Below are 21033 nucleotides of genomic sequence, written 5' to 3' on the forward strand. Positions count from 1 at the left end.
CCCCGCAACATGGCATGCTCATGGTCCCCATAGGAAGGGATCACGTGCCATGAGACCGAGCCGACGCTCCCTGCTCGCCGCCACCGCCGTACTGAGCACCGTTTTCGCCGTTCCCGCTCCGGCCGGCGCCGCCGAGATCCCCGTCGGGGGCGCCTACTACGTCCAGAGCGCCACCACGGGACTGAACGCCGCCGACAGCGCGGGCGCGGTCGTCCAGCACAATCCCAGGGGCAACGAGGACCACCAGCAGTGGACTCTGCGCCGGAACGGCTCCTCTTCGGTGCTCGAAAGCGCCGACACCGCGGGCAGTTGTCTGGGCCGCTCGGGCGACCAGGCCCGGACGGTCGCCTGTACGAGCGCCGACGCCTCGTGGGAGGTCGCCCCGAACGGCGCCGACCAGTACACGCTCAAGGCCCCGGGAACGGACCGGTACTTGACACTCGCCGACAGGTCCAACGGCGCCAACTACCCGGCCCAGCTGGTGATCGGCCCGCCGGGAGGACTCGCGTCCTGGTATCTCACCCCGGTCGAGCCCGCGACCCGCCCCATGCCGCCGCAGGACCAACGCACCCTGGACCAGGTCACGTTCCTCACCGCCCACAATGCCTACGCCAACGGCGTGGACGGCGGATTCGCCCCGCCCTTCGTCAACCTGGTGCCCAATCAGACCCGCGGTATCAGCCGGCAACTTACCGACGGCGTCCGCGGGTTCATGCTCGACCTGCACCAGACCCCCGACGGCGCCATCCTCTGCCACGACAGCTGCACCCTCGTCAGCAAGCCGGTCGCGCTCTGGGTCGACCTCCAGCGCATGGTCGACTTCCTCAAGCAGCACCCCGACCAGTTCGTCACCGTGTTCATGGAGGACTACGTCGACCCGGGCGTCCTGCGCGCCGAACTCGCCCGGGTGAACGGTCTGTCCGACGTCCTCTACCGTCCGGACCTGACCGGCGTGCGTGACAAGGGCTGGCCGAAGCTCGCCGAGCTGACCGCCGCCGGCCACCGCCTGCTCATCTTCACCGACCACAGCCGTTCCGCCGACGAGTCCGCGGGGCTCACGCGCGACAGCTTCGGCGTCATGTACCAGCGTGAGTGGACCGTCGAGAACTACTGGTCCATGGGCTCGGGCCTCGGCTCCTCCGACTGGTCCTGCTACAGCCGCTGGTACGACGCGGGCACGAACGTACCGCTCACCCGCACCGAGCCGGGTTTCCGCCCGCTGTTCGTCATGAACCACTTCCGCGACGCCACCATCGCCGGAACCGCGGGCACGGACAACACCAAGCTCGCCGACCGGGCCCGCCGCTTCTGCCGGCCGGCCGCCCGCAAGAAGCCCAACTACCTCGCCGTGGACCGCTACGACCTGGGCGATCCAGCCTCAGCGGTGAACACGCTGAACACGTACGTCTACCCGTAGGCCGCCCGCGACCGCGAGTCTCGGAGGGCGCCCCACCCGGGGGGAGCCGCCGACGCGAGACTCGCGGAACCGACGAGCCGGACCCCGATCCATGGCGCGTCGTGGTGGGTACCGAGTGCGACAGATGGGTCGGGACGGTCGTCACGTCAACAGTGACTTCCCCGTAGGCTGCTTCGCACGCGCGGACCGGTCTCTCTCACGGACCGCGCCTTGCCCGGCCTCGACGCCCGGTTCCACCCCCATGCCTGCCGGGGGATGGGGCCTTCCCTGCCGCCTGCACGCATCTCGGCCCATTCAGGTGGAGATGTACCCAGACACGCGGCCAGACACGCGGCCAGACACGCGGCCAGACACGCGGCCTGGCACACGGCCTGTGCCAGGGCCTGGAGCGGGGCCTTGTGGGCGGGCCGGTCGGCCTGTGACGGCTGTCGACGGTGATGCTCGCGCGGGTGGCGGCGTCGCCTCAGTAGCCGGTGCCGCGCTTGACCTGGGCCCGCTCGATGCCATGGGTCGCACCCTTGTTGTCCAGAGTGCGACACGCGTCGGCGATGTCCTGGCTCAGGCGGTCGATCTGCTCGCGGCTCAGGGTCTCCTTGACCAGGGCGCGCAGAATCTTCACCCGTTCCGCGTTGGGCGGGAGCGTGTACGCCGGCACCATCCAGCCGCGCTCGGCCGAGAGCTGCCAGGCGACGTCGGACTCGTCGTAGGCGTGCCGGCCGGCGAGGCGGAAAGCGACCAGCGGCAGTTGCTCGAGGTTGCCGCCGATCACCTCGAAACGACCGCCGCTGCGCAGGTTCTCCGCGAGCGCCTGGGCGTTCTCCTGCATCATCTTCATGACGTAGGTGTAGCCTTGGCGGCCGAGCCGGACGAAGTTGTAGTACTGCGCGAGCACCATCGACGCGCCGGTGGAGAAGTTCAGCGTGAACGTCGCGTCGGTCTTGCCCAGGTAGTTCTCGTGGAACACGAGGTGTTTGGCCAGGTCTGACTCTTCGCGGAAGACCAGCCAGCCGATGCCGGGGTACACCAGGCCGTACTTGTGTCCCGATACGTTGATCGAACGCACCTGCTCCAGCCGGAAGTCCCATTTCGAGTCCGGGTAGAGGAAGGGCCACACGAACGCGCCGCTGGCGCCGTCGACGTGAATAGGGATGTCGAGGTCCCGCTTCTCACGGATGTCGCGCAGGAGCTTGTCGATCCCGACGACGTCGTCCTTGTGGCCGGTGAACGTGGTGCCGAGGACCGCGACGACGCCGATCGTGTTCTCGTCGAGGTGGGGCTCCACGTCCTCCGGGCCGATCGTGTACTTGTCCTCGGCGAGCGGCACGATCCGCGGCTCGACGTCGAAGTAGCGGCAGAACTTCTCCCACACGACGTGGACGTCCCCGCCGAAGACCAGGTTGGGCCGGTCGACCGACAGGTTGGCCGCCTGACGGCGCTCCCGCCACTTCCACTTCAGCGACAGCGCGCCGAGCATGATCGCCTCGGACGAGCCCTGGGTCCGGCATCCGGTCGTGCCGCCCGGTGCGTGGAAGAGATCGGCGAGCATGCGCACGCAACGCTGCTCGATCTCGGCGGAGATGGGATATTCCGCGTGGTCGATGAAGTTGCGGTGGAGGTTCTCGGCGATGATCCGCTGAGCTTCCGGTTCCATCCAGGTGGTGACGAACGTGGCGAGGTTGCGCTGCGGGTCACCCTCCATGGCGAGGTCCGCGTCCAGCAGCCTCATTGCGTCTGTCGCGGCCATGCCCTCCTCGGGAAATGTCGTCGAGGGGGCGGGCGCGGTCAGGAACCGGTTACCGAACAGAGCCGCGTCGTCGCGCTTAGTCATACGGCGATTCAAACAGCGCCGGAGCCTGCCTCGACGACGGACACGCCGCACCCGTGCGCCGTGAACACATTGCGGGCTCGGTTGAGGCGCGAGCCACCGCGAGCCGACCTGGACGTGGTGGCAAGAGCCCCCTCGTCCTCCGGTCGAAGGCCGGGGCGACGAGGGTCCGATCCGCAGCTCCGGCCGGATCGGTCGGCGACAGCCGTACCGTCCGCCACGAAGCCTTCAAGGGACGGTGCCGGGCGGGGTCGGTCGCTGGGGTTGCGGTACGAACCCGCATTCCTTCCCCGCTCGGGAGCGGCGGTATCGGCCGGATCGGCTTGCCGCGGTCGCGGTACTGCACCGCTGGATCCCGGCTGGGGGACTGCGGAACGGTGGCCCGGCGTCCCAGTGCCCGGGGACGGCGAGCAGCTTCCCTGGGGGTTTAAGATCTGCTGCCGACCTGCGGGAAGTCCGGACCCGCTCCGCCCGACGACCGGGGTCCGGTGCGCCGCTCAGGCGCGGACACGACGTCGGGTCCCGGCTCGTACGACCCGCCCGGCGGCCACCTTCTGCAGCAGGCTGTAGGCCAATACCGGCAGCAATACGTGCGGGCGGTCGGGCAGCGTCGTCGTGATCAGGACGGCGCTCGCGCTGCTGTTGTTCATGCCGCAGGCCAGGGTGACCGACGCGCCCGCGGGCGCGTCGAGGCGCAGGGCGCGGGTGGTGACCAGGCCCAGGGCGAACGACAGCCCGCAGACGGTGGCGGCGACGGCCACCGCGGCGGTGAACAGGACCGGCTCGGGGTGGGCGAGGAAGGGGCCGAGGGCTCCGCTCGCGTTGACGTAGGTCAGGAGCAGCGAGGCGAGTATCGCCGCGGGAGCCGCCGCACCGAGCAGGAGGGCCGTCGGGCGGCCGGGCAGTGCCAGTCGGCACAGGATTCCGGCGCCGCACGGCAGCAGTACCCCCGTGAGGGCGAAACCGCTGCCCGCGGTCCGGGCTGCGTCCGCCAGCGAGCCCGCGTACTCGCCCTGCAGCAGTGGGCACAGGGTCGCCAGAGTCACCGGGACGGTGAGCGGACTGACGATCGTGGACGCCAGGACGAGGCCCACCGCCGTCGGCTGGCAGCCCTCCCCCTTGCCGGTCCACACCGTTGCCCCCGCCGCCACCGGCATGGCCACGATCAGGATCATCGCCGTGATCAGCCCGCTGCCCCCGTCGCTGTCGGGGGACTGCCGCAGTGCGAACGCGACCCCCGGGATGATCACGAGGGGGGCGACGAGATGCAGAGCGAGGCCGGTCAGCAGCGCGGTGGGACGGGCCATGAGCGCGCGCAGTTCACTCAGCGGCACTTGCAGGCCGGCAGTGAACAGAACGAGGGACAACAGGAACGGTGCGGTTCTGAAAGGGAACTGGAGCATTCCGGCCGGGGCGAGCCAGTGAGTGCGGCGTAGCCACAGACCCGGGGCGGGCGCTGTCGCGGCGGCCAGATAGACGATGCCCACCGCCCAGCCGAGATGACTACGGAGCAGATCGAGGGGGGACGTCGCGCTGGTCGTGGGGTGCATCGTGGCGCTCTTCCGTCGTGGGGCCTGGGCGGAGACGGGGCGCCGATATCGCGGAGCGGGCACGGGGGAGGAACCGCGTGAGGACGTAGAGGAGCAGGCTGAGCCAGCAGATGGCGAACAGCCAGCCGCCGACGACGTCGGAGAACCAGTGCACGCCCAGGTAGACGCGGGAGAGGCCGACCAGCACGGCCCAGCTGCCGATGAGCGCGACGAGGGTCTTCTTGCACAGCGGGGCGCGGGCGAGGACCGCGAGGATGAGCAGTCCGCCGGTGACGGCGGACGTGGTGGTGTGACCGGAGGGGAAGGACCAGCCCGAGGCGTGGGTGGCCCAGTCGGCCATGGGGGGCCGGGGGCGGGCGACCAGCGACATCACGGTGAAGCGCACGGCCTGCGCGGCGGCCAGACAGGCCACGCAGGCGGCGACGGTGCCGACGCGCTGCCGGGCGGTCCGTCCGAGGAGGAGGCCGGCCACGACGACCAGCGCGTACGCGACGACTCCCGTGCCTGTGTACGTCACGCCGCGGGCCAGGGCGAGCGCCACGTCCGGGCGGTGCGCGAGCGACCAGGAGGTGATCGCCTGGTCGCCGAGCAAGGGGGCACCGTCGTGGCCGGTCACGATCAGCGTCAGCAGTACGAACGCGACCAGGCTTCCCACCGCCGTCGAACCGGCGATCTCGCCGGTGTCGTCGCGCTTCACGGCCGAGTCCGAGAGGCATCGGCCTCGCGCGCGGCGCCCGGGGCGGCGGACATGGGTGTGGCCCCTTTCGGTGGCAGGCGGGCAGGCGGCAGGACACCTCGCCCGCGCCGACTGCGCTGCTGTAAACGTCTACACAACTGTAGACGATCGGGGGCCGGGATCGTTCCCGTATCGCCCGAAGAAGATCGCCGTCCTGCGGCCGGCGGGTCCCGCTGTCGTGTCGTCGGATCCCGCCGTCGTGCCGCGGCGAGGATCGCCGCCATGGTGTCCGACGGAGATCGCTGTCGTGCCGCCCGACGGGAATCACCGCTGTGGGCGGCTGCCGGGGAACGCCGCGGTACTCCCGGGCGGGAACGCCGCCGCACTCCCCGGCGGGGGACCCCGCCGTACTCCTGGGCGGAGATCGCCGCTGGGCCGCTCGACGGGATGACGTACCCTGCGTGTTACGTATAACCCTGGAGAGGTCCGATGAGACGCATCGCCCTGGTCACCCTCGTCGTCGACGACTACGACGAGGCCGTCCGCCACTACACCGAAGCCCTCGGCTTCCGCCTCGTCGAGGACACCCCGAGGCCCGACGGCTCCCGCTGGGTCGTGGTCGAGCCGGGTGCCGAAGGCGGCGGGAGCGGACTGCTGCTGGCCCGGGCCAAGGACGAGGCACAGCGCGGCCGGGTCGGCGACCAGACCGGCGGACGCGTCGGCTTCTTCCTGCACACCGACGACTTCGCCCGCGACCACGCCCGGATGCGCGCCGCGGGCGTGACCTTCCTGGAGGAGCCGCGGCACGAGCCGTACGGCTCGGTCGTCGTCTTCCAGGATCTGTACGGCAACCGCTGGGACCTCCTCCAGCCCGCCGGCTGACCGGGCCCCGCCGTACCCCGCTCCTTTCGCATCTTCAGTACTTTCCCGACCCGAAACCGACCAGCCGAGGAACACCGCACATGACCGCGCCCCGCATCGACATCGACACGATCCGCCGCCTGCCCAAGGCGGTCCTGCACGACCACCTCGACGGCGGTCTGCGCCCGGCCACCCTGGTCGAGCTCGCGGAGACGGTCGGCCACACCCTGCCCACCACCGACCCGCAGGCGCTCGCCGACTGGTACTACGAGGCCGCCAACTCCGGTGACCTGGTGCGCTACATAGCCACCTTCGAGCACACCCTCGCCGTGATGCAGTCCCGTGAGGGCCTGCTGCGCACGGCCGAGGAGTACGTCCTCGACCTCGCCGAGGACGGTGTCGTCTACGGCGAGGTGCGGTACGCGCCCGAGCTGATGGTGAACGGCGGGCTGGCCCTGCCCGAGGTCGTCGAGGCCGTGCAGGAGGGCCTCGCGGCCGGCATGGCCAAGGCGGCCGCCGCGGGCACCCCGGTGCGCGTCGGCACCCTGCTGTGCGGCATGCGGATGTTCGACCGGACCCGGGAGATCGCCGACCTCGCGGTGGCGTTCCGGGACGCCGGAGTCGTCGGCTTCGACATCGCGGGCGCCGAGGACGGCTTCCCGCCCGCCGACCACCTCGCCGCGTTCGAGCACCTGCGGGGCGAGAGCGTCCCGTTCACCATCCACGCCGGTGAGGCGCACGGTCTGCCGAGCATCCACCAGGCCCTCCAGGTCTGCGGCGCCCAGCGCATCGGCCACGGCGTCCGCATCACGGAGGACATCGTGGACGGCAAGCTCGGCCGCCTCGCCGGCTGGGTCCGCGACCGCCGTATCGCCCTGGAGATGTGCCCGACCTCCAACCTCCAGACCGGCGCGGCGACCTCCATCGCCGAGCACCCCATCACCGCCCTGCGCGACCTGGGCTTCCGGGTCACCCTCAACACCGACAACCGTCTGGTGTCGGGTACGACGATGACCCGGGAGATGTCGCTGCTCGTCGAGGAGGCGGGCTGGGGCATCGAGGATCTGCGGACCGTCACGGTGAACGCGGTCAAGAGCGCGTTCATCCCCTTCGACGAGCGCAAGGCTCTCATCGAGGACGTCGTGCTTCCCGGCTACGCCTGCTGAACCGGTCCGAGGACACGTGCTTCGTGGCTACGCCCGTTGAACGAGTCCGCGTACGTAGGCGGCCTGTCCGACGTGCTGGAGATCGTCGGACAGGACGCTGACCAGGCGTACGCCCAGGGTGACCGGCGGGTCCCAGCGTTCGTCCACGATCCGCTCGAAGTCCTGGGCGGTCAGCCCGCGGACGAACGCGAGGGTCCGCTCGTGAACGGCGTCGTAGTAGCCGAGCAACAGGTCACCCGACTCCACGCGTACCCGGGCGACCTTCGCCGACGTGTGGCCGTACCCGGTGTCGCGGAGCGGCAGGTCCAGCCCGAAGCGCTTGGCCCAGTCGTCGTTGAGCCAGACCTGATCGGTCCCGGCGGCGTCGGCGACATGGTCGTCCTGGACGCGGGTCAGATGCCAGACCAGCCAGGAGATCGAGTTGGCGGTCTCGCTGGGGCGGGCGTTGAGGTCGTCCGGCGGGAGGCCGTCGACGGCGGCACGGACTTCTTCCCGGATGCGGCCGAATCCGTCGATGAGGATGTCCTTTGCGAGCATGGATCCACCATCGCGCATCGAGCCCGTCGCTGCGTCCGGAACTCCGGGTGTTGGGCCCACTGACGCGTCCACGACACCTGTCGCTCCCGCAGGCGGACGTCCGCGGCGGCCGGCCCGGTGGGTCCGGTGGGCCCGGTGGGCTCAGTCGCCTTCCCCGGAGGTGTCGAGAAGCAGCATCAGGGCGCGTGCGGCCGGGCTCGTCGCCTCCGTCGGCGGGAGCATGGCGACCGTCTCGTACGATCCTTCGACGGGCCCCTTGAAGGGGAGCGAGGTGAGGGCGCGGGCCTCGCGCTTGAGGCCGAAGTGACGTGGTACGACGGCGATTCCGAGGCCTTCGTGGACGAGCTCCAGAAGGCTGTGCACGTCGTTGACCTCCAGGGTCACCGTCCGCTGCACGCCCGCCGCCGCGAACGCCGTGTCGGTGGTGCGGCGCGGACCCCAGTCGGGGTGGAAGTCGACGAAGGCCTCCTCGCCCAGTTCCTCGGGCGTCACCACGGCCGCGGTCGCGAGACGGTGATCGGGGTGGCAGAGCACGGTCATAGGCTCACGGGTCAGCGGGACCGACCTCAGGTGCTCGGAGTCGGCCCGGGTCCGCACGGCGAAGGCCAGGTCGAGACGGCCCGCCGCGACCTCCTCCGCCAGGGCTTCGGATCCCGCCTGCCGCAGCCGGATCTCCACGTCCGGATGACGCCGCCGGAACGCGGCGAGCAGCTTCGCGCAGTGCACACCCGCGATGCACTGTTCGGTGCCGAGGGACAGAGTGCCGCGGAGCACGCCCTGCACCGCGGCCACGGCGTCGTGCGCCGAACGCACCTGGGCGAGGATCCGTTCCGCCTCGACGAGCAGGGCGCGACCGGCCTCCGTGAGCGTGACCCGGCGGGTCGTCCGGACGAACAGCGGCGCCTGAAGCTCCCGCTCCAGCGCGCGGATCGACGACGACAGGCCCGACTGCGACACCATCAGCCGCTCCGCCGCCCGGGTGAAATGCCGGTCCTCGGCGACGGCGACGAAGTGCTGAAGGTGGCGCAGTTCCATGACGGGAAGCGTAGACGCCGGGACGCGGACCCCGCACCCATTGAGAAGCCCGATCGCTCAATGCCATCCGATCCTTCCGTTGGACCGCCGCCCACGGGGCGCGCGAGAGTGGAAGCCTGATTCCCCGGCCTCCCAGGAGTACGCGTTGTACACCCCGCACCCCGACCGTTACGCGGACATGCCCTACCGGCGCACCGGACGCAGCGGCCTGAAGCTCCCCGCGCTGTCGCTCGGTCTGTGGCACAACTTCGGCCCCGACCGGCCCGTGGACATACAGCGCGCGATTCTGCGCCGCGCCTTCGACCTCGGTGTCACGCACTTCGACCTGGCGAACAACTACGGCCCGCCGCCCGGCGCCGCCGAGTCCGCCCTCGGCGACGCGCTGAAGGCCGACTTCGCGCACCACCGCGACGAGCTGATCGTCTCCACCAAGGCCGGATACCTGATGTGGCCGGGCCCCTACGGCGAATGGGGCTCGCGCAAGTACCTGCTGTCCTCGCTCGACCAGAGCCTCGGCCGGATGGGCCTCGACTACGTCGACATCTTCTACTCGCACCGCCCCGACCCGGAGACTCCCCTGGAGGAGACGATGGGCGCCCTGCACTCGGCGGTCCAGCAGGGCAAGGCGCTGTACGTCGGCGTCTCGAACTACTCGGCGGAGCAGACCCGCGAAGCCGCGCGGATCCTGGCCGAGCTGGGCACCCCGCTGCTCATCCACCAGCCGCGCTACTCGATGCTCGACCGCCGTCCCGAGGACGAGGGCCTGCTGGACACGCTCGACGAGCTCCAGGTCGGTTCCATCGCGTACTCGCCGCTGGAGCAGGGCCTGCTCACCGGCCGCTACCTCGACGGCATCCCCGAGGACTCGCGGGCCGCGAGCGACAGCCCGTTCCTGAGCGCGGACAAGGTCACCGAGGACCTCGTGGGCCGACTGCGGACCCTCGACGAGATCGCCGAGTCCCGTGGCCAGTCGCTGGCCCAGCTGGCGCTGGCCTGGGTGCTGCGCGGCGGCCGGGTCACCTCCGCGCTGATCGGCGCGAGCAGCCCGCGGCAGTTGGAGGACAGCGTCGCGGCCATCGGCGACCTGGAGTTCACCGAGGACGAGCTCGCCCGGATCGACGCGGTCGTCAAGGCGTAGGGTTCCCGGCGGCCGGCGGCCGGCGGGGCCGTCGGACGTTCAACGGGGTCGCGGGGTCGCGGGGTCTCTGACGCGGTACCCGTCCGCGTCAGGGCGCTCGTGGGCGACGGCCGTCGGCGCGCCCCCGGTGGTCACCGGCCCCGCCAGTCACCGGCGCGGACCTGTGGCGCGGCGACCGCACGGCCGTGTGCGCGGTCGTGGTCGGGGGCGTCGCTGCCGGAAGCGGCCCCTACGTGGTGATCCGTTCCTCCAGGCGTACGGTCACGGTGTCGCCCTCCTCCTTCCCTATCGCCTTGCGCACGTCGGCCTTGACCGGCAGTTTGTGGGTGCCGTCGCCGAGGGCCATGAACGAGCTGCGGAAGGGGCGGCCGTCGATCGTGCCGCTGACCTTGACCAGCCCCCGGGTCCCGAAGAAGGCGGCGGACTCGGGCCAGACCACGTACGTCCAGCCGCCTGTCTCGGGGCTCTTGCGCAGCACCGCGGTGAATTCCGCGTCGAGTTTGCCCATCGTGCTCATGTGGTCCTCCCGGTCCGGTGGTCGTCCCCTTCAAGAGACCACCGGAAGGCGGAAAACTCATCGCGAGCGCCCGGGGTTCTCCCGGCTCAGGCCGGAACGCGGTCCAGGAATCCCTGCACGCTCCGGATCCTGCCCGCGCCGTCCAGGACGATCACGTCGAATCCGGCGACGGGCGCCGAGCCGTCCGTCCCGTCGACCAGCTCCCAGCCGAAGCGGGCCGTGTCGTGGTGCCCGTCCACCGCGCCCAGCAGGCGGAAGGCGAAGCCGGGGAACCGCTCGTGCGCGGCTGTGATCACGGCGGCGATCCGCTCGTGCCCGCGGGCGTCGGCGAGCGGGTCGGTGTAGGTGCCGTCCGCGGTCCAGGCGGCGGCCACCGCTTTCGGCAGGGTGTCCAGCCCGCCCGCGTTCCAGGCCTCGAAGTAGCGGGTGACGGCGGTCTCGTAGCGGTCGGTGTTCGCGGACATGATGAACCAGCCTCCATCAGGGAACGTATTCACGGTCAAGGTCCTTGTCCGGAGCCGGTCCTGCCGCTCCGGGATGCGATACGACCACCCTGGCGGGCGCTCCCCGAAGCGTCGATTACCTGCGGGGTAACGCCGCGGGCCCGGCAGGCCCGGGACACGGGCGGGGCCGTTTCGGCCAAACCCGGCGGTGACTATGCCAAGAGACTGGCTGGAATCACATGGTGACAGTGTGTCAGTAGTGACGATACTCAATCAGTAGGGCAATTCAGCCAAGCCCGTGCACCAGCACGGTGCACTGCATATGAGCCGCAGGGAAAGTGAGGCCGGACCGGCGACGAGCGACGCCAATGGGGGAAGATCGTGCACGACGAATTCCTGTGCCATGTCACCGCGTACGGCATCTGCGGCGGTCAGCGGGTCGGCGTTCCCTTGGGCACCTATCGCGCGCCGACCCTCGCCCTGGCCCTGTGGTGGATGCGGGACCGAGCGGCCTGGATGGCCGAACGGCTCGATCCGCAGCCGGAGGACCCCACCTTTCCGCCCAACTCGATCGCGCCGGTGGGGGAGAGCGTCCCCGACGTACCCACGATGTTGCGCGCCTGGTGCGGTGACTCCGAGCAACAGGAGTTGGTCGCCGAGGAGTTGGCCGCGGGAAAACTCGTGCGCGTGTCCACCAACGACGACACCACCGAATACGAACTCCTCGCGGAATCGGTGGACGCGCTGCGCATGCACCGCACCGCCGCCGTGCTCGGCATCTCCGCGGCCTGACCGTTCTCGCGCTCCGGCCGGCGAACGCCGACCAGGCGCATATGTGGGCGAATCGTTAGAATTCTGGCATGGCAGAGAGGCAGATCGCGGCGACTGCACCCGAGCTCGTCCTCGAAACCGAGACGGGCTCGACGGTGATGAGTCCGCACCACGACTACCACGTCGGGCGCGATCCCCTGTGCGAGGTCGTGATCGACGACGTCCGGGTCTCGTGGCACCACGCGGTGCTGCGGCCCCACGCCGATCACTGGACGCTGGAGGACGAGAACAGTACGAACGGCACGTACGCCGACGGCCGGCGCGTCCACGAGTGGGGCGTCGGACCCGGCAGCGTCATCCGCTTCGGCAGTCCCGCCGACGGCCCGCGCGCCGTCCTCGTCCGCCGTCCGCCACCTGCCGCGGAGCGCCCCTCGGCCGTCTCCGTGCCGGCCGCCACCGGCACCTTCAGAGCGCCCACCACGGTACGGCCGCTGCCCTCCCGCACCGTCCGCATCGGCCGCGGCGCCGACAACGACCTGGTCATCGACGACCTGATCGTCTCCCGGAACCACGCCGAACTGCGGGCCCGGCCCGACGGGACGTACGAGATCGTCGACCTCGGCAGCCACAACGGCACGTTCCTCAACGGCCAGCCGGTCGAGAGCGCCCCGGTCACACCCGGTGACATCGTCGGCATCGGGCACTCCGCGTTCTGCCTCGTCGGCGACCAGTTGCAGGAGTACGTCGACAGCGGCGAGGTCTCCCTCGACGTGCAGGACCTCACCGTCGAGGTGGACAAGGGCCGCAAGACGCTTCTGGACCGGGTGTCGTTTCCCGTCGGCGAGAAATGTCTGCTCGCCGTCGTCGGCCCGAGCGGCGCCGGCAAGTCCACGCTCCTGAACGCGCTCACCGGACAGCGGCCCGCCGACCACGGCACGGTGCTCTACGACGGCCGTGACCTCTACCGCGACTACGCGGAGCTGCGCCAGCGCATCGGCCTCGTCCCGCAGGACGACATCCTGCACGCCCAGTTGACCGTCCGCCGCGCGCTCACCTACGCCGCCGAACTGCGTTTTCCGCAGGACACGGCCAAGGAGGAGCGCCTGGCGCGGGTCGACGAGGTGATCGGCGAGCTGGGCCTGGAACAGCGCGCGGACCAGCCCATCCACAGCCTGTCGGGCGGGCAGCGCAAGCGCGTCAGCGTGGCCCTGGAACTGCTGACCAAGCCGTCGCTGCTCTTCCTCGACGAACCGACCTCCGGTCTCGACCCCGGCATGGACCGCTCGGTGATGCACATGCTGCGCGGCCTCGCCGACGACGGCCGTACCGTCATCGTGGTCACCCACAGCGTGCTCAGCCTGGACGTCTGCGACCGGCTCCTGGTCCTCGCGCCCGGCGGCAAGGTCGCCTACTACGGGCCGCCGGACGACACCCTGGCCTTCTTCGGCTACCGGCAGTGGCCCGAGGCGTTCGAAGCCTTCGAGCGGGACACGGACCGAGAGTGGGCGGAGGAGTACCGGGACTCGCCGTTTCATCGCCAGTACATCGACAAGTCCACCGCACAGCCGAGGATGCCGGACGCGGCCACCGGGGCGCTCGTCGGACCGCCGCCCAAGGCCCAGAGCTGGGGCTCCCAGCTGCGCACCCTGGTCCGCCGCTACGCCGCCGCGCTGGGCGCGGACCGGACCTTCCTCGCGATCATGATCGCCCTGCCGTTCGTGATGGGCGCGATGGCGCGGGCGCTGGCCGGAGGCAAGCTGACCCGGGACACGGCGATGAACGCGCTGCTCATCCTGTGCGTCGGCGGTGTGCTGACCGGAGCGGCCAACGCGGTGCGGGAACTCGTCAAGGAACGGACGATCTACCAGCGAGAACGGGCCGTGGGTCTGTCCAGATCGGCGTACCTGATGTCCAAGGTCGTCGTCCTCGGCGCCATCACCGTGCTCCAGGCCGTCGTGCTCACCCTCGTGGCCCTGTTCGGCGTCGATCTCAACGCACCCGGCGGCAAAGGCGTCCTGATGCCACCGCTCTTGGAGATCACGCTCGCGGTGGCCCTGCTCGCCTTCACGGCGATGATGCTCGGCCTCCTCGTCTCCGCCCTGGTGCGCAAGGAGGAGGTGACGATGCCGCTGCTGGTGCTGCTGGCGATCGTTCAGGTGGTGTTCTGCGGCGCCCTGCTGAAGCTGCACGGCGTGCCCGGCATCGAGCAGCTGTCCTGGCTGGTGCCCTCGCGGTGGGCCCTGGGCGCGATGGCCGGGACCATCGGCCTCGCCCGGATCCTCCCCGGCGAGCTGACCGGTGACCCGCTGTTCCGGCACTCGACCGGCGTCTGGCTCCTCAACATGGGGATGCTGATCGTGCTCTCCGTCGTCTTCGGCTGGCTGGTGGCCCGGCTGCTGCGGCGGCACGAGCCCGCGGTCATGCGGAAGTAGGAGCCGATGACGAGCCCCGACTTCCGCCCGACACATGTCGTTCCCCAGGACGGGCTGCCCGCCTGGGAGTCGCCGGACCCGTCCCGGCCCACCGCCCCCCTCGACGCGCTGCTGCCGGTCGAGCTCGTCGACCGGCTCGGGGACTGGGGGCGGGTCGTCTGCGTGAACGGCTGGTCGGCCTGGGTCGACGGGCGCCTGCTGATCGCCGTACCGCAGGTACCGCCCGCGGCGACGCGACCACTCGCCCGCACGGCCGATCCGCGCCCGCTGCTGGCCCGTGTCGAGGAGGCACTCTCCGAGTACAGGAAGGCCACCGAGGAACTGGCGTCCGGGCAGCTGGAGGCCGAGACCTTCCGGGTCCGGACACAGGGCAACCGGATCGGGGTGGTCGTCGACGGCGAGTCGCTGTGGCTGTACGACGGCGAGCACGAGCGCTGGGTGTACTGCGACGGGACGCGGCTGAGCACCTTCGCCGCCGAGCGCACCCCCGGGACCGCGCGACCCCGGACGGCGGGGCAGCCCCAGGAACAGGAACCGGAGCGGGACCGGGGCCCGCGGCGTGACCGGGACAGGGATCGTGACCGGGACAGGGAGCCGGCGCCGGGGCCGGGGAAGGCGCACGAGCACGCGGCGGACCCGACGCGGATCGTGCGGGAAGCCGCTCCCGGCGCACCTCCCGGCGGACCTCCCGGCGGACACGAACCCACCCGCCTGGTCACCTTCGACGGTGACGACCGGGGCGAGGACTGATGGGCCGCGCCGGGCGCGACCGGGGTGACGGCTGATGGGCGAGGACCCCCGGCACGACATGAGCGTGTTCTCGGGGCGACCCTCCGATCTCATCGGACGGCAGATCGCCGGCTACCGGATCGAGCGGGAGATCGGGCGCGGCGGGATGGCCGTCGTCTACCAGGCCAAGGACCTGCGCCTGGACCGCACGGTCGCCCTCAAGCTGCTCGCCCCGGAACTCGCCCGCAACGACACCTTCCGCGGCCGCTTCACCCACGAGTCGCGGGTGGCCGCCGCGATCGACCACCCGCACATCGTGCCCGTCTTCGAGGCGGGCGAGACGGACGGTGTCCTGTACATCGCCATGCGCTATGTCGCCGGGCGCGACCTTCGTCATCTCCTCGACCGCGAGGGGCCGTTGCAGGTCACGGCGGCCACCCGGATCGCCCTCCAGGTCGCCTCGGCGCTCGACGCGGCACATGACCACGGCCTGGTGCACCGGGACGTGAAACCCGGCAACATCCTGGTCGCCCAGGGCACCGACAGCGACCATCCCGAACACGTCTATCTCACGGACTTCGGACTGACCAAGAAGTCCCTGTCGCTGACCGGGTTCACCAGCGTCGGACAGTTCGTCGGCACCCTGGACTACGTGGCGCCGGAGCAGATCTCCGGCAAACCGGTCGACGGCCGCTGCGACGTCTACAGCCTGGCCTGTGTCGTCTACGAGACGATGGCCGGCAAGCCGCCCTTCCAGCGCGACGACGACATGGCGCTGCTGTGGGCCCACCAGTACGACCAGCCACCGGCCCTGACGGCCAAGCGCCCCGACATCCCGGACGCGGTCGACGCCGTCCTCGCGAAGGCGCTGTCCAAGAGCCCCGACGACCGCTACGACTCGTGCCTGGCCTTCGTCGGCGCGCTGCGGATCGCCGCACGCGGTCCGGTGACGGGCGGCGGCGGGTCGCGGACGGACGACGAGCTCGCACCGGGTCCCCCCGGACCGGGTCCCCCCGGACCGCCTCCGGAGCCGCCCGCCTGGGCCCGGCCGGTGTTCCGGCACTGACGCGAGCGCACCATGTCCGTCGACGCCGGCGGACACGCACCGTGTCCGCCGGGCCCGGTGCGTCGGGCTGTCTCCCACCGTGGCGCTCCGCACGCGGCCGGTCTCAGCCGGAGGACTTGACCTCACCCCTGCGCCGGACGCCCTTCGCGAGCAGCGCGCCCAGGAAACCGGCGACCAGCCCCCACAGCACGGCGAAGCCGAGGGCGCCCCACACCTGGGGCTTCAGGAAGAGCTCCCCCTTCAGACCGCCGCCGATGTCGCCGAGACCGAGGATCGACAGGCCGTAGTGCGCCGAGATCCGGCCGAGCAGACAGATCATGAGCACGGTCAGCGCCAGCGCGACCGCCATGTGCACGGCGTGCTGCCAGGCGCGCACCCGGGCCGGTGAACGGGCCGCCATCAGGAACGCCGCCCCGAGCAGCAGAACGGCGTCGGCGACCACCAGCCACCAGATCCTGCCGTCGTGGTCGGCGAGCGTGCCGAGATTGACCGCGGAGATGTCCGGAGTGCGCAGCACCTCGTCGAGCAGATGCGGCATGGGCAGCCCGAACGGCCCGTCCACCCGGCCGTTCCAGGTGGCGCCCAGCCCGATGGTGAAAGCGAGCCAGACGACGTTCGGGAGACCGAGGAGCATCACGGCGAACGTCTCGGCCGCATGCCCGCGGGTCGCCGCCACCACCAGTCCGATGATCACGCCGAGGCCGACGCAGGTGAGCAGCAGGACCACCATGGCGTACGCGGCCGGGCGCACCGATTCCTGGAAGCGCAGCAAGCGTGCGGGAAGCGGCGCGCCCCGCGAGACCAGCAGGGCGATCACGAACACACCCGCGAGCCACAGCACTCCGAAGACGAGTGTCTGTGCCACGGCGGCCTTGAATCCCACCTCGGGCGTTGCGCCGAACAGGTCGCCGATGGCGCCGATGGTGCCGTTCCCGAGGTCGACGGTGAAGTTCTGGCGGGCCGCGAGCGCCAGCCCGATCAGGACGAGCAGCCACAGGACGACGAGCCGTCCGGCCCAGCCGGCCAGTTCCGTCGCCCCGGCGACGGCGCGGTGCCGCAGAGGCCGCAGGAATCCCGCCCCGAGCATCAGCGCTCCGGCCAGGGTCACCGACAGCGGAATCACCGTCAGGCCCGCCTTGGTCTCGGCGATGGCCCCCGCGTCGCCGGTGAACTCGATGGTGCCGCCGACCGCCGTGACGACGGTGGCCGCGACCACCCGCGGATAGGCGTTGTCGGGAAGGTCTGTGGCGCCGGACGCCCACAGACCGAGCGCGGCGACCACCCCCATGACCACCAGCCCGGCCAGTACCGCCACCAGGGCCTGGATCCAGCCGTGGCGGGCGGACGTTCGCGCACCGCTGATGTCGGCCGGCTGGGCGGACGGTGTCTGGGGACTCACGCTGCCACGCTAAGCAGCGCCGTCACCGACCGCCCCTCGGGAGGGCCGACCGCGTCGGCTTGCGGGCACCGGCGGACCGGGGCACACAATGGCTTCGTTGCGGAATAAAGCGGATCAAAGCACCCATGCGCCGCAGCATCCCTCCATCGGGAAGAAGAGCTCGTGAGCGTCGAACCGCCGTCCTCCGGCCGCCCCACCGGACCGCCTTCGGGCCCGCTGTCGGGCCCCTCGCAGCCGAGCCCGACCCAGCCCGTCAGCCGCCCGCCCGCCGGACCGCCCAGCGGCGCGTCCGGCGCCGGAGGCGGAGCCGGTGGCGCCGGAGGCGGCGGTACGGGCGGCGGTGGTGCGGCGGGCGGTGGTGCGGCGGGCGGTGGTGCGGGTGGCCCCTCCGGGCCCGGCGGTGGAGCCGCCGGGCCGGGCCGACCGGGCGGCGGACCCGAGCGGCCCTGGTGGAGGTCTGCGCCGCGGGTCGCGCTGATCACGGGCGTCGTGGCGGCGGCCGTGATCCTGGGTCTTGTCTTCACCAACAGCGGAGGTGGGACCAAGAACGCGAACAGCGAGGTCTTCCTGCAGTCGGCGGACAAGACGGGGCCCGACCCGTTCACCGAGTCGACCGCCAACGACAGTTCCACCGTGCCGCAGACCCCCGCGACGCCGGCCCAGTCGGCGCCGGCCAACGCCACCCGCGCCGTGAGCGGCAACGCGCCCGGCCTCTACGGCGGCACCCGCGACGTCGCCAGCTGCGATGTGGGACAGCAGATCAGCGCGCTCCAGGCGGAGCCGGCGAAGAACAAGGCGTTCGCCTCGGTGGAGGGCATCCAGCCGGACGCGGTCCCCGCGTATCTGCGCTCCCTGACCCCCGTACAACTGCGCATGGACACCCGCGTCACCAACCACGGCTACCGCAACGGCGCCCCCACCAGCTACCAGGCGGTCCTCCAGGCCGGCACCGCCGTCCTGGTGGACGCCCGCGGTGTGCCCCGGGTGCGCTGCGCGTGCGGCAACCCGCTGCTCACGCCGGTCCCGCAGAACGGCACGCCCAAGCCGACGGGCGACTCGTGGCCGTCGTACCGCTCGCAGAACGTCGTGGTCGTCGCGCCCTCGACGACGATCATCAACGTGTTCGTCATCTTCGACCCGGACAACAACGAGTGGATCGCCCGGCACCGGGGTGACAACGTGCACAAGGACAAGAAGACGCACCCGCCGGTGAACCCCTCCCCGTCGGTCAGCGTCTCGGGCTCCGCTTCGCCGTGCTCCTCGCCCGGCGACAAGAAGCCGGAATCCGGAAGTCCGTGCCCCTCGACCTCGGCCACGCCGTCGTCCGAGAGCTCGTCACCGTCCTCGTCCTCCTCCACACCGTCGTCCTCCTCGCCGTCCTCGGCGCAACCGGAGACCCCGTCGAGCGAGCCTCCGGCGACGGAGTCGGCTCCGGCGTCCGGTTCGGCGTCCACGGATCTGACGACGCAGTCAGCGGCCTCCTCCGCCGAATCCTCCTCCGCACAGGCTGACGGTGTTCCGCCGATTCACCGAGAGCGGAACGCCGCTCCCTTCCCGTACGGCCCGGCGCTTCTAGGCTGAAGGGGTGAGCAACCACGCGCCGAACCAAGCCCGCGTCATCCCCCTGCGCCCGGCGACAGCACGGGAGCCGTCCCGGACCCCGGCGGTGGCCGACGGTCCGGCCCGGCCACCGCGGCCACCGGTCCTCGCGCCGCACCGGGGACCGACGGCCCCCGCGGCTCCCGCTCCCACGGGCAAGGAGCCGTTGTGGCGCGACCTGGTCGGGGACGTCCTGCGGCGCGAGCGGCTGGCCCAGGAGCGCACGCTCAAGGACGTGGCCGACGCGGCCCGCATCTCCATGCCCTACCTGTCCGAGGTGGAGCGCGGCCGCAAGGAGGCATCCTCCGAGGTCCTCGCGGCCGCCGCGCGCGCCCTCGGTCTCGGCCTCGCCGAACTGCTCTTCCTGGCCCAGCGGGAGCTGACCCGGCACACCCGGGCCGAGTCGCACCGGAGCCGCTCCACCCCGGCCTCGACCTCGGCCTCGCGGTACGACGGCATGTGTCTCGCCGCCTGACTCCGGCCGGCCCCCGGGGCGACCCGGGGGTCAGAGCACGGCGAGCCGTCGGCTCAGGATCTCGTCCGCGAGCCCGTACTCCACCGCCTCCCGCGCGGTGAAGATCTTGTCGCGGTCCATGTCCGCGCGCAGCGTGGTGACGTCGTGGTGGGTGTGCCGGGACAGCACCTCCTCGACCTGCGAGCGGATCCGCAGCATCTCCTTGGCCTGGAGACTGAGGTCCGACACCGTGCCCTGACGTCCGCCGCTCGCGGGCTGGCCGAGGAGCACGCGCGCGTGCTCCAGGACGAACCGCCGTCCTGGATCGCCCCCGGCCAGCAGCACCGCGGCCGTGGAGGCGGCCTGCCCGACGCAGAACGTCGAGATGGGTGCCTGCACGAAGGTCATCGTGTCGTAGATCGCCATCAGCGAAGTGAACGAGCCGCCGGGCGAGTTGATGTAGATCGCGATCTCGCTCTCCGGGCTCGACGACTCCAGGTGGAGGAGCTGCGCGATGACGACGTTGGCGACGCCGTCGTCGATCTCCGTCCCGAGAAAGATGATCCGCTCGGAGAGCAGCCGGCTGAAGACGTCGTACGACCGCTCGCCCTGCGGAGTCCGCTCGACGACGTTCGGAATCGTGTACGTACCCATGTCAGAGTCCCATCCGTCGCCGTGACGCGGCCGGGCGGACATCGTCGAGCGACTCCACGACCCGGTCCACCATGCCGTATTCCTTGGCCTGTTCGGCCGTGAACCAGCGGTCGCGGTCCCCGTCCCTGGAGATCGTCTCCTCGCTCTGGCCGGTGTGTTCCGCGGTGATCCGTTCGATGGCCTGCTTGGTGAACTCGAGGTTCTGCGCCTGGATCTCGATGTCGGCGGTGCTGCCGCCGATGCCCGCGGAGGGCTGGTGCATCATGATCCGCGCGTTCGGCAGCGCGAGGCGCTTGCCGCGCGAACCCACACTGAGCAGGAACTGCCCCATGCTCGCGGCGAATCCCATCGCGAGGGTGGAGACGTCGTTGGGGATCAGCCGCATGGTGTCGTAGATGGCGAGGCCCGCGGTCACCGATCCGCCCGGACTGTTGATGTACAGGCTGATGTCGGTGCGCGCGTCCTCGGCGGACAGCAGGAGCAGTTGGGCGCACACCCGGTTCGCGGAGACCTCGTCGACCTGGGTGCCGAGGAGGACGATCCGCTGGGCGAGCAACTGCGCGGCCAGATGGTCGTCGAAGCGGGTCGCGGGCGTGTCGCCCTCCTCGGCCCGCGGTACGCGGGCATCCCGGCCGGTGATGAGGGGAGTCATGGTTCCTCCTGGTCGTAATTCGCTGGTCGTGACTCGCTGGTCGTGACCCGGCGGGCGTCGCCGCCGACTCCACTCTCGGCCCGGTGGCGGTGCCGGAAGCGATTTCTCGGCC

At 71.2% G+C, this 21033-nt stretch carries 20 protein-coding genes; 10 read left to right on the plus strand and 10 right to left on the minus strand.

Going from position 1 to position 21033, the window contains the following annotated elements; all coding sequences use genetic code 11:
* The first annotated feature begins 49 nt into the window (after positions 1-49).
* Positions 50-1417: a phospholipase gene (locus tag ACFYW8_RS04965; RefSeq protein ID WP_389067955.1), complete on the plus strand. Its 1368-nt coding sequence runs from the start codon at positions 50-52 to the stop codon at positions 1415-1417.
* A 463-nt stretch (positions 1418-1880) separates the two neighbouring features.
* Here ACFYW8_RS04965 and ACFYW8_RS04970 read toward each other — a convergent pair whose 3' ends face one another.
* The 3 genes from ACFYW8_RS04970 to ACFYW8_RS04980 form a co-directional block, all read right to left on the minus strand.
* The gene (locus ACFYW8_RS04970) at positions 1881-3245 is read right to left on the minus strand and encodes a glutamate decarboxylase (RefSeq protein ID WP_389067958.1); all 1365 of its coding nucleotides are present in this window, start codon (positions 3243-3245) and stop codon (positions 1881-1883) included.
* Positions 3246-3739: 494 nt separating this feature from the next.
* Positions 3740-4792 (minus strand): sodium-dependent transporter, encoded by a 1053-nt coding sequence (locus ACFYW8_RS04975; RefSeq protein ID WP_389067961.1) that lies wholly within the window; start codon positions 4790-4792, stop codon positions 3740-3742.
* Positions 4746-5489, minus strand: coding sequence for a phosphatase PAP2 family protein (locus ACFYW8_RS04980; RefSeq protein ID WP_389067963.1), 744 nt, complete (start codon positions 5487-5489; stop codon positions 4746-4748). The genes ACFYW8_RS04975 and ACFYW8_RS04980 overlap by 47 nt, the downstream gene beginning before the upstream one ends.
* Positions 5490-5957: 468 nt before the next feature.
* Here ACFYW8_RS04980 and ACFYW8_RS04985 point away from each other — a divergent pair, with 468 nt between their 5' ends.
* Both ACFYW8_RS04985 and ACFYW8_RS04990 read left to right on the plus strand, forming a co-directional pair.
* Positions 5958-6350: a VOC family protein gene (locus ACFYW8_RS04985; protein ID WP_389067966.1), complete on the plus strand. Its 393-nt coding sequence runs from the start codon at positions 5958-5960 to the stop codon at positions 6348-6350.
* A gap of 80 nt (positions 6351-6430) precedes the next feature.
* Positions 6431-7495 carry an adenosine deaminase gene (locus ACFYW8_RS04990; protein ID WP_365876042.1) on the plus strand — a complete coding sequence of 355 codons (1065 nt, stop codon included), beginning with the start codon at positions 6431-6433 and terminating at the stop codon, positions 7493-7495.
* 27 nt (positions 7496-7522) lie between these two features.
* On the opposite strand, the gene ACFYW8_RS04995 is transcribed toward ACFYW8_RS04990, so the two are convergent.
* Together ACFYW8_RS04995 and ACFYW8_RS05000 are read right to left on the minus strand one after the other, a co-directional pair.
* Positions 7523-8032, minus strand: coding sequence for a DinB family protein (locus ACFYW8_RS04995; protein ID WP_389067970.1), 510 nt, complete (start codon positions 8030-8032; stop codon positions 7523-7525).
* A gap of 141 nt (positions 8033-8173) precedes the next feature.
* Positions 8174-9067 (minus strand): LysR family transcriptional regulator, encoded by an 894-nt coding sequence (locus tag ACFYW8_RS05000; RefSeq protein WP_365876046.1) that lies wholly within the window; start codon positions 9065-9067, stop codon positions 8174-8176.
* Between the two features lie 145 nt (positions 9068-9212).
* On the opposite strand from ACFYW8_RS05000, the gene mgrA reads away from it, so the two are divergent.
* Entirely contained in the window at positions 9213-10205 is a 993-nt protein-coding gene (gene mgrA / locus ACFYW8_RS05005) for an L-glyceraldehyde 3-phosphate reductase (protein ID WP_389067973.1), read from the plus strand.
* Between the two features lie 229 nt (positions 10206-10434).
* Here the strand turns inward: mgrA and ACFYW8_RS05010 are convergent, their stop codons facing one another.
* The gene (locus ACFYW8_RS05010; protein ID WP_389067976.1) at positions 10435-10722 is read right to left on the minus strand and encodes a DUF1905 domain-containing protein; all 288 of its coding nucleotides are present in this window, start codon (positions 10720-10722) and stop codon (positions 10435-10437) included.
* A gap of 86 nt (positions 10723-10808) precedes the next feature.
* Positions 10809-11186, minus strand: a complete 378-nt coding sequence (locus tag ACFYW8_RS05015) for a nuclear transport factor 2 family protein (RefSeq protein ID WP_365876052.1) — start codon at positions 11184-11186, stop codon at positions 10809-10811.
* A gap of 360 nt (positions 11187-11546) precedes the next feature.
* On the opposite strand from ACFYW8_RS05015, the gene ACFYW8_RS05020 reads away from it, so the two are divergent.
* The 4 genes from ACFYW8_RS05020 to ACFYW8_RS05035 all read left to right on the plus strand — a co-directional run bounded on the left by ACFYW8_RS05020 (position 11547) and on the right by ACFYW8_RS05035 (position 16163).
* The gene (locus ACFYW8_RS05020) at positions 11547-11957 is read left to right on the plus strand and encodes a hypothetical protein (protein WP_328557338.1); all 411 of its coding nucleotides are present in this window, start codon (positions 11547-11549) and stop codon (positions 11955-11957) included.
* A 68-nt stretch (positions 11958-12025) separates the two neighbouring features.
* The gene (locus tag ACFYW8_RS05025) at positions 12026-14368 is read left to right on the plus strand and encodes an FHA domain-containing protein (protein ID WP_389067981.1); all 2343 of its coding nucleotides are present in this window, start codon (positions 12026-12028) and stop codon (positions 14366-14368) included.
* Positions 14369-14374: 6 nt separating this feature from the next.
* Positions 14375-15118, plus strand: a complete 744-nt coding sequence (locus tag ACFYW8_RS05030) for a hypothetical protein (RefSeq protein WP_389067984.1) — start codon at positions 14375-14377, stop codon at positions 15116-15118.
* A gap of 34 nt (positions 15119-15152) precedes the next feature.
* Positions 15153-16163, plus strand: coding sequence for a serine/threonine-protein kinase (locus tag ACFYW8_RS05035; RefSeq protein ID WP_389067987.1), 1011 nt, complete (start codon positions 15153-15155; stop codon positions 16161-16163).
* 103 nt (positions 16164-16266) lie between these two features.
* Here the strand turns inward: ACFYW8_RS05035 and ACFYW8_RS05040 are convergent, their stop codons facing one another.
* Positions 16267-17562, minus strand: coding sequence for a streptophobe family protein (locus tag ACFYW8_RS05040; protein ID WP_389067990.1), 1296 nt, complete (start codon positions 17560-17562; stop codon positions 16267-16269).
* A gap of 162 nt (positions 17563-17724) precedes the next feature.
* On the opposite strand from ACFYW8_RS05040, the gene ACFYW8_RS05045 reads away from it, so the two are divergent.
* Both ACFYW8_RS05045 and ACFYW8_RS05050 read left to right on the plus strand, forming a co-directional pair.
* Positions 17725-19143, plus strand: a complete 1419-nt coding sequence (locus ACFYW8_RS05045; protein WP_389067993.1) for a DUF6777 domain-containing protein — start codon at positions 17725-17727, stop codon at positions 19141-19143.
* Between the two features lie 4 nt (positions 19144-19147).
* Positions 19148-19636, plus strand: a complete 489-nt coding sequence (locus tag ACFYW8_RS05050; RefSeq protein ID WP_389067994.1) for a helix-turn-helix domain-containing protein — start codon at positions 19148-19150, stop codon at positions 19634-19636.
* 30 nt (positions 19637-19666) lie between these two features.
* On the opposite strand, the gene ACFYW8_RS05055 is transcribed toward ACFYW8_RS05050, so the two are convergent.
* Positions 19667-20269 carry an ATP-dependent Clp protease proteolytic subunit gene (locus ACFYW8_RS05055; RefSeq protein ID WP_365876067.1) on the minus strand — a complete coding sequence of 201 codons (603 nt, stop codon included), beginning with the start codon at positions 20267-20269 and terminating at the stop codon, positions 19667-19669.
* A 1-nt stretch (position 20270) separates the two neighbouring features.
* The gene (locus ACFYW8_RS05060; protein WP_389067998.1) at positions 20271-20921 is read right to left on the minus strand and encodes an ATP-dependent Clp protease proteolytic subunit; all 651 of its coding nucleotides are present in this window, start codon (positions 20919-20921) and stop codon (positions 20271-20273) included.
* Between the last annotated feature and the right edge of the window lie 112 nt (positions 20922-21033).

The sequence above is a fragment of the Streptomyces sp. NPDC002742 genome (assembly GCF_042888885.1).
Classification (GTDB): domain Bacteria; phylum Actinomycetota; class Actinomycetes; order Streptomycetales; family Streptomycetaceae; genus Streptomyces.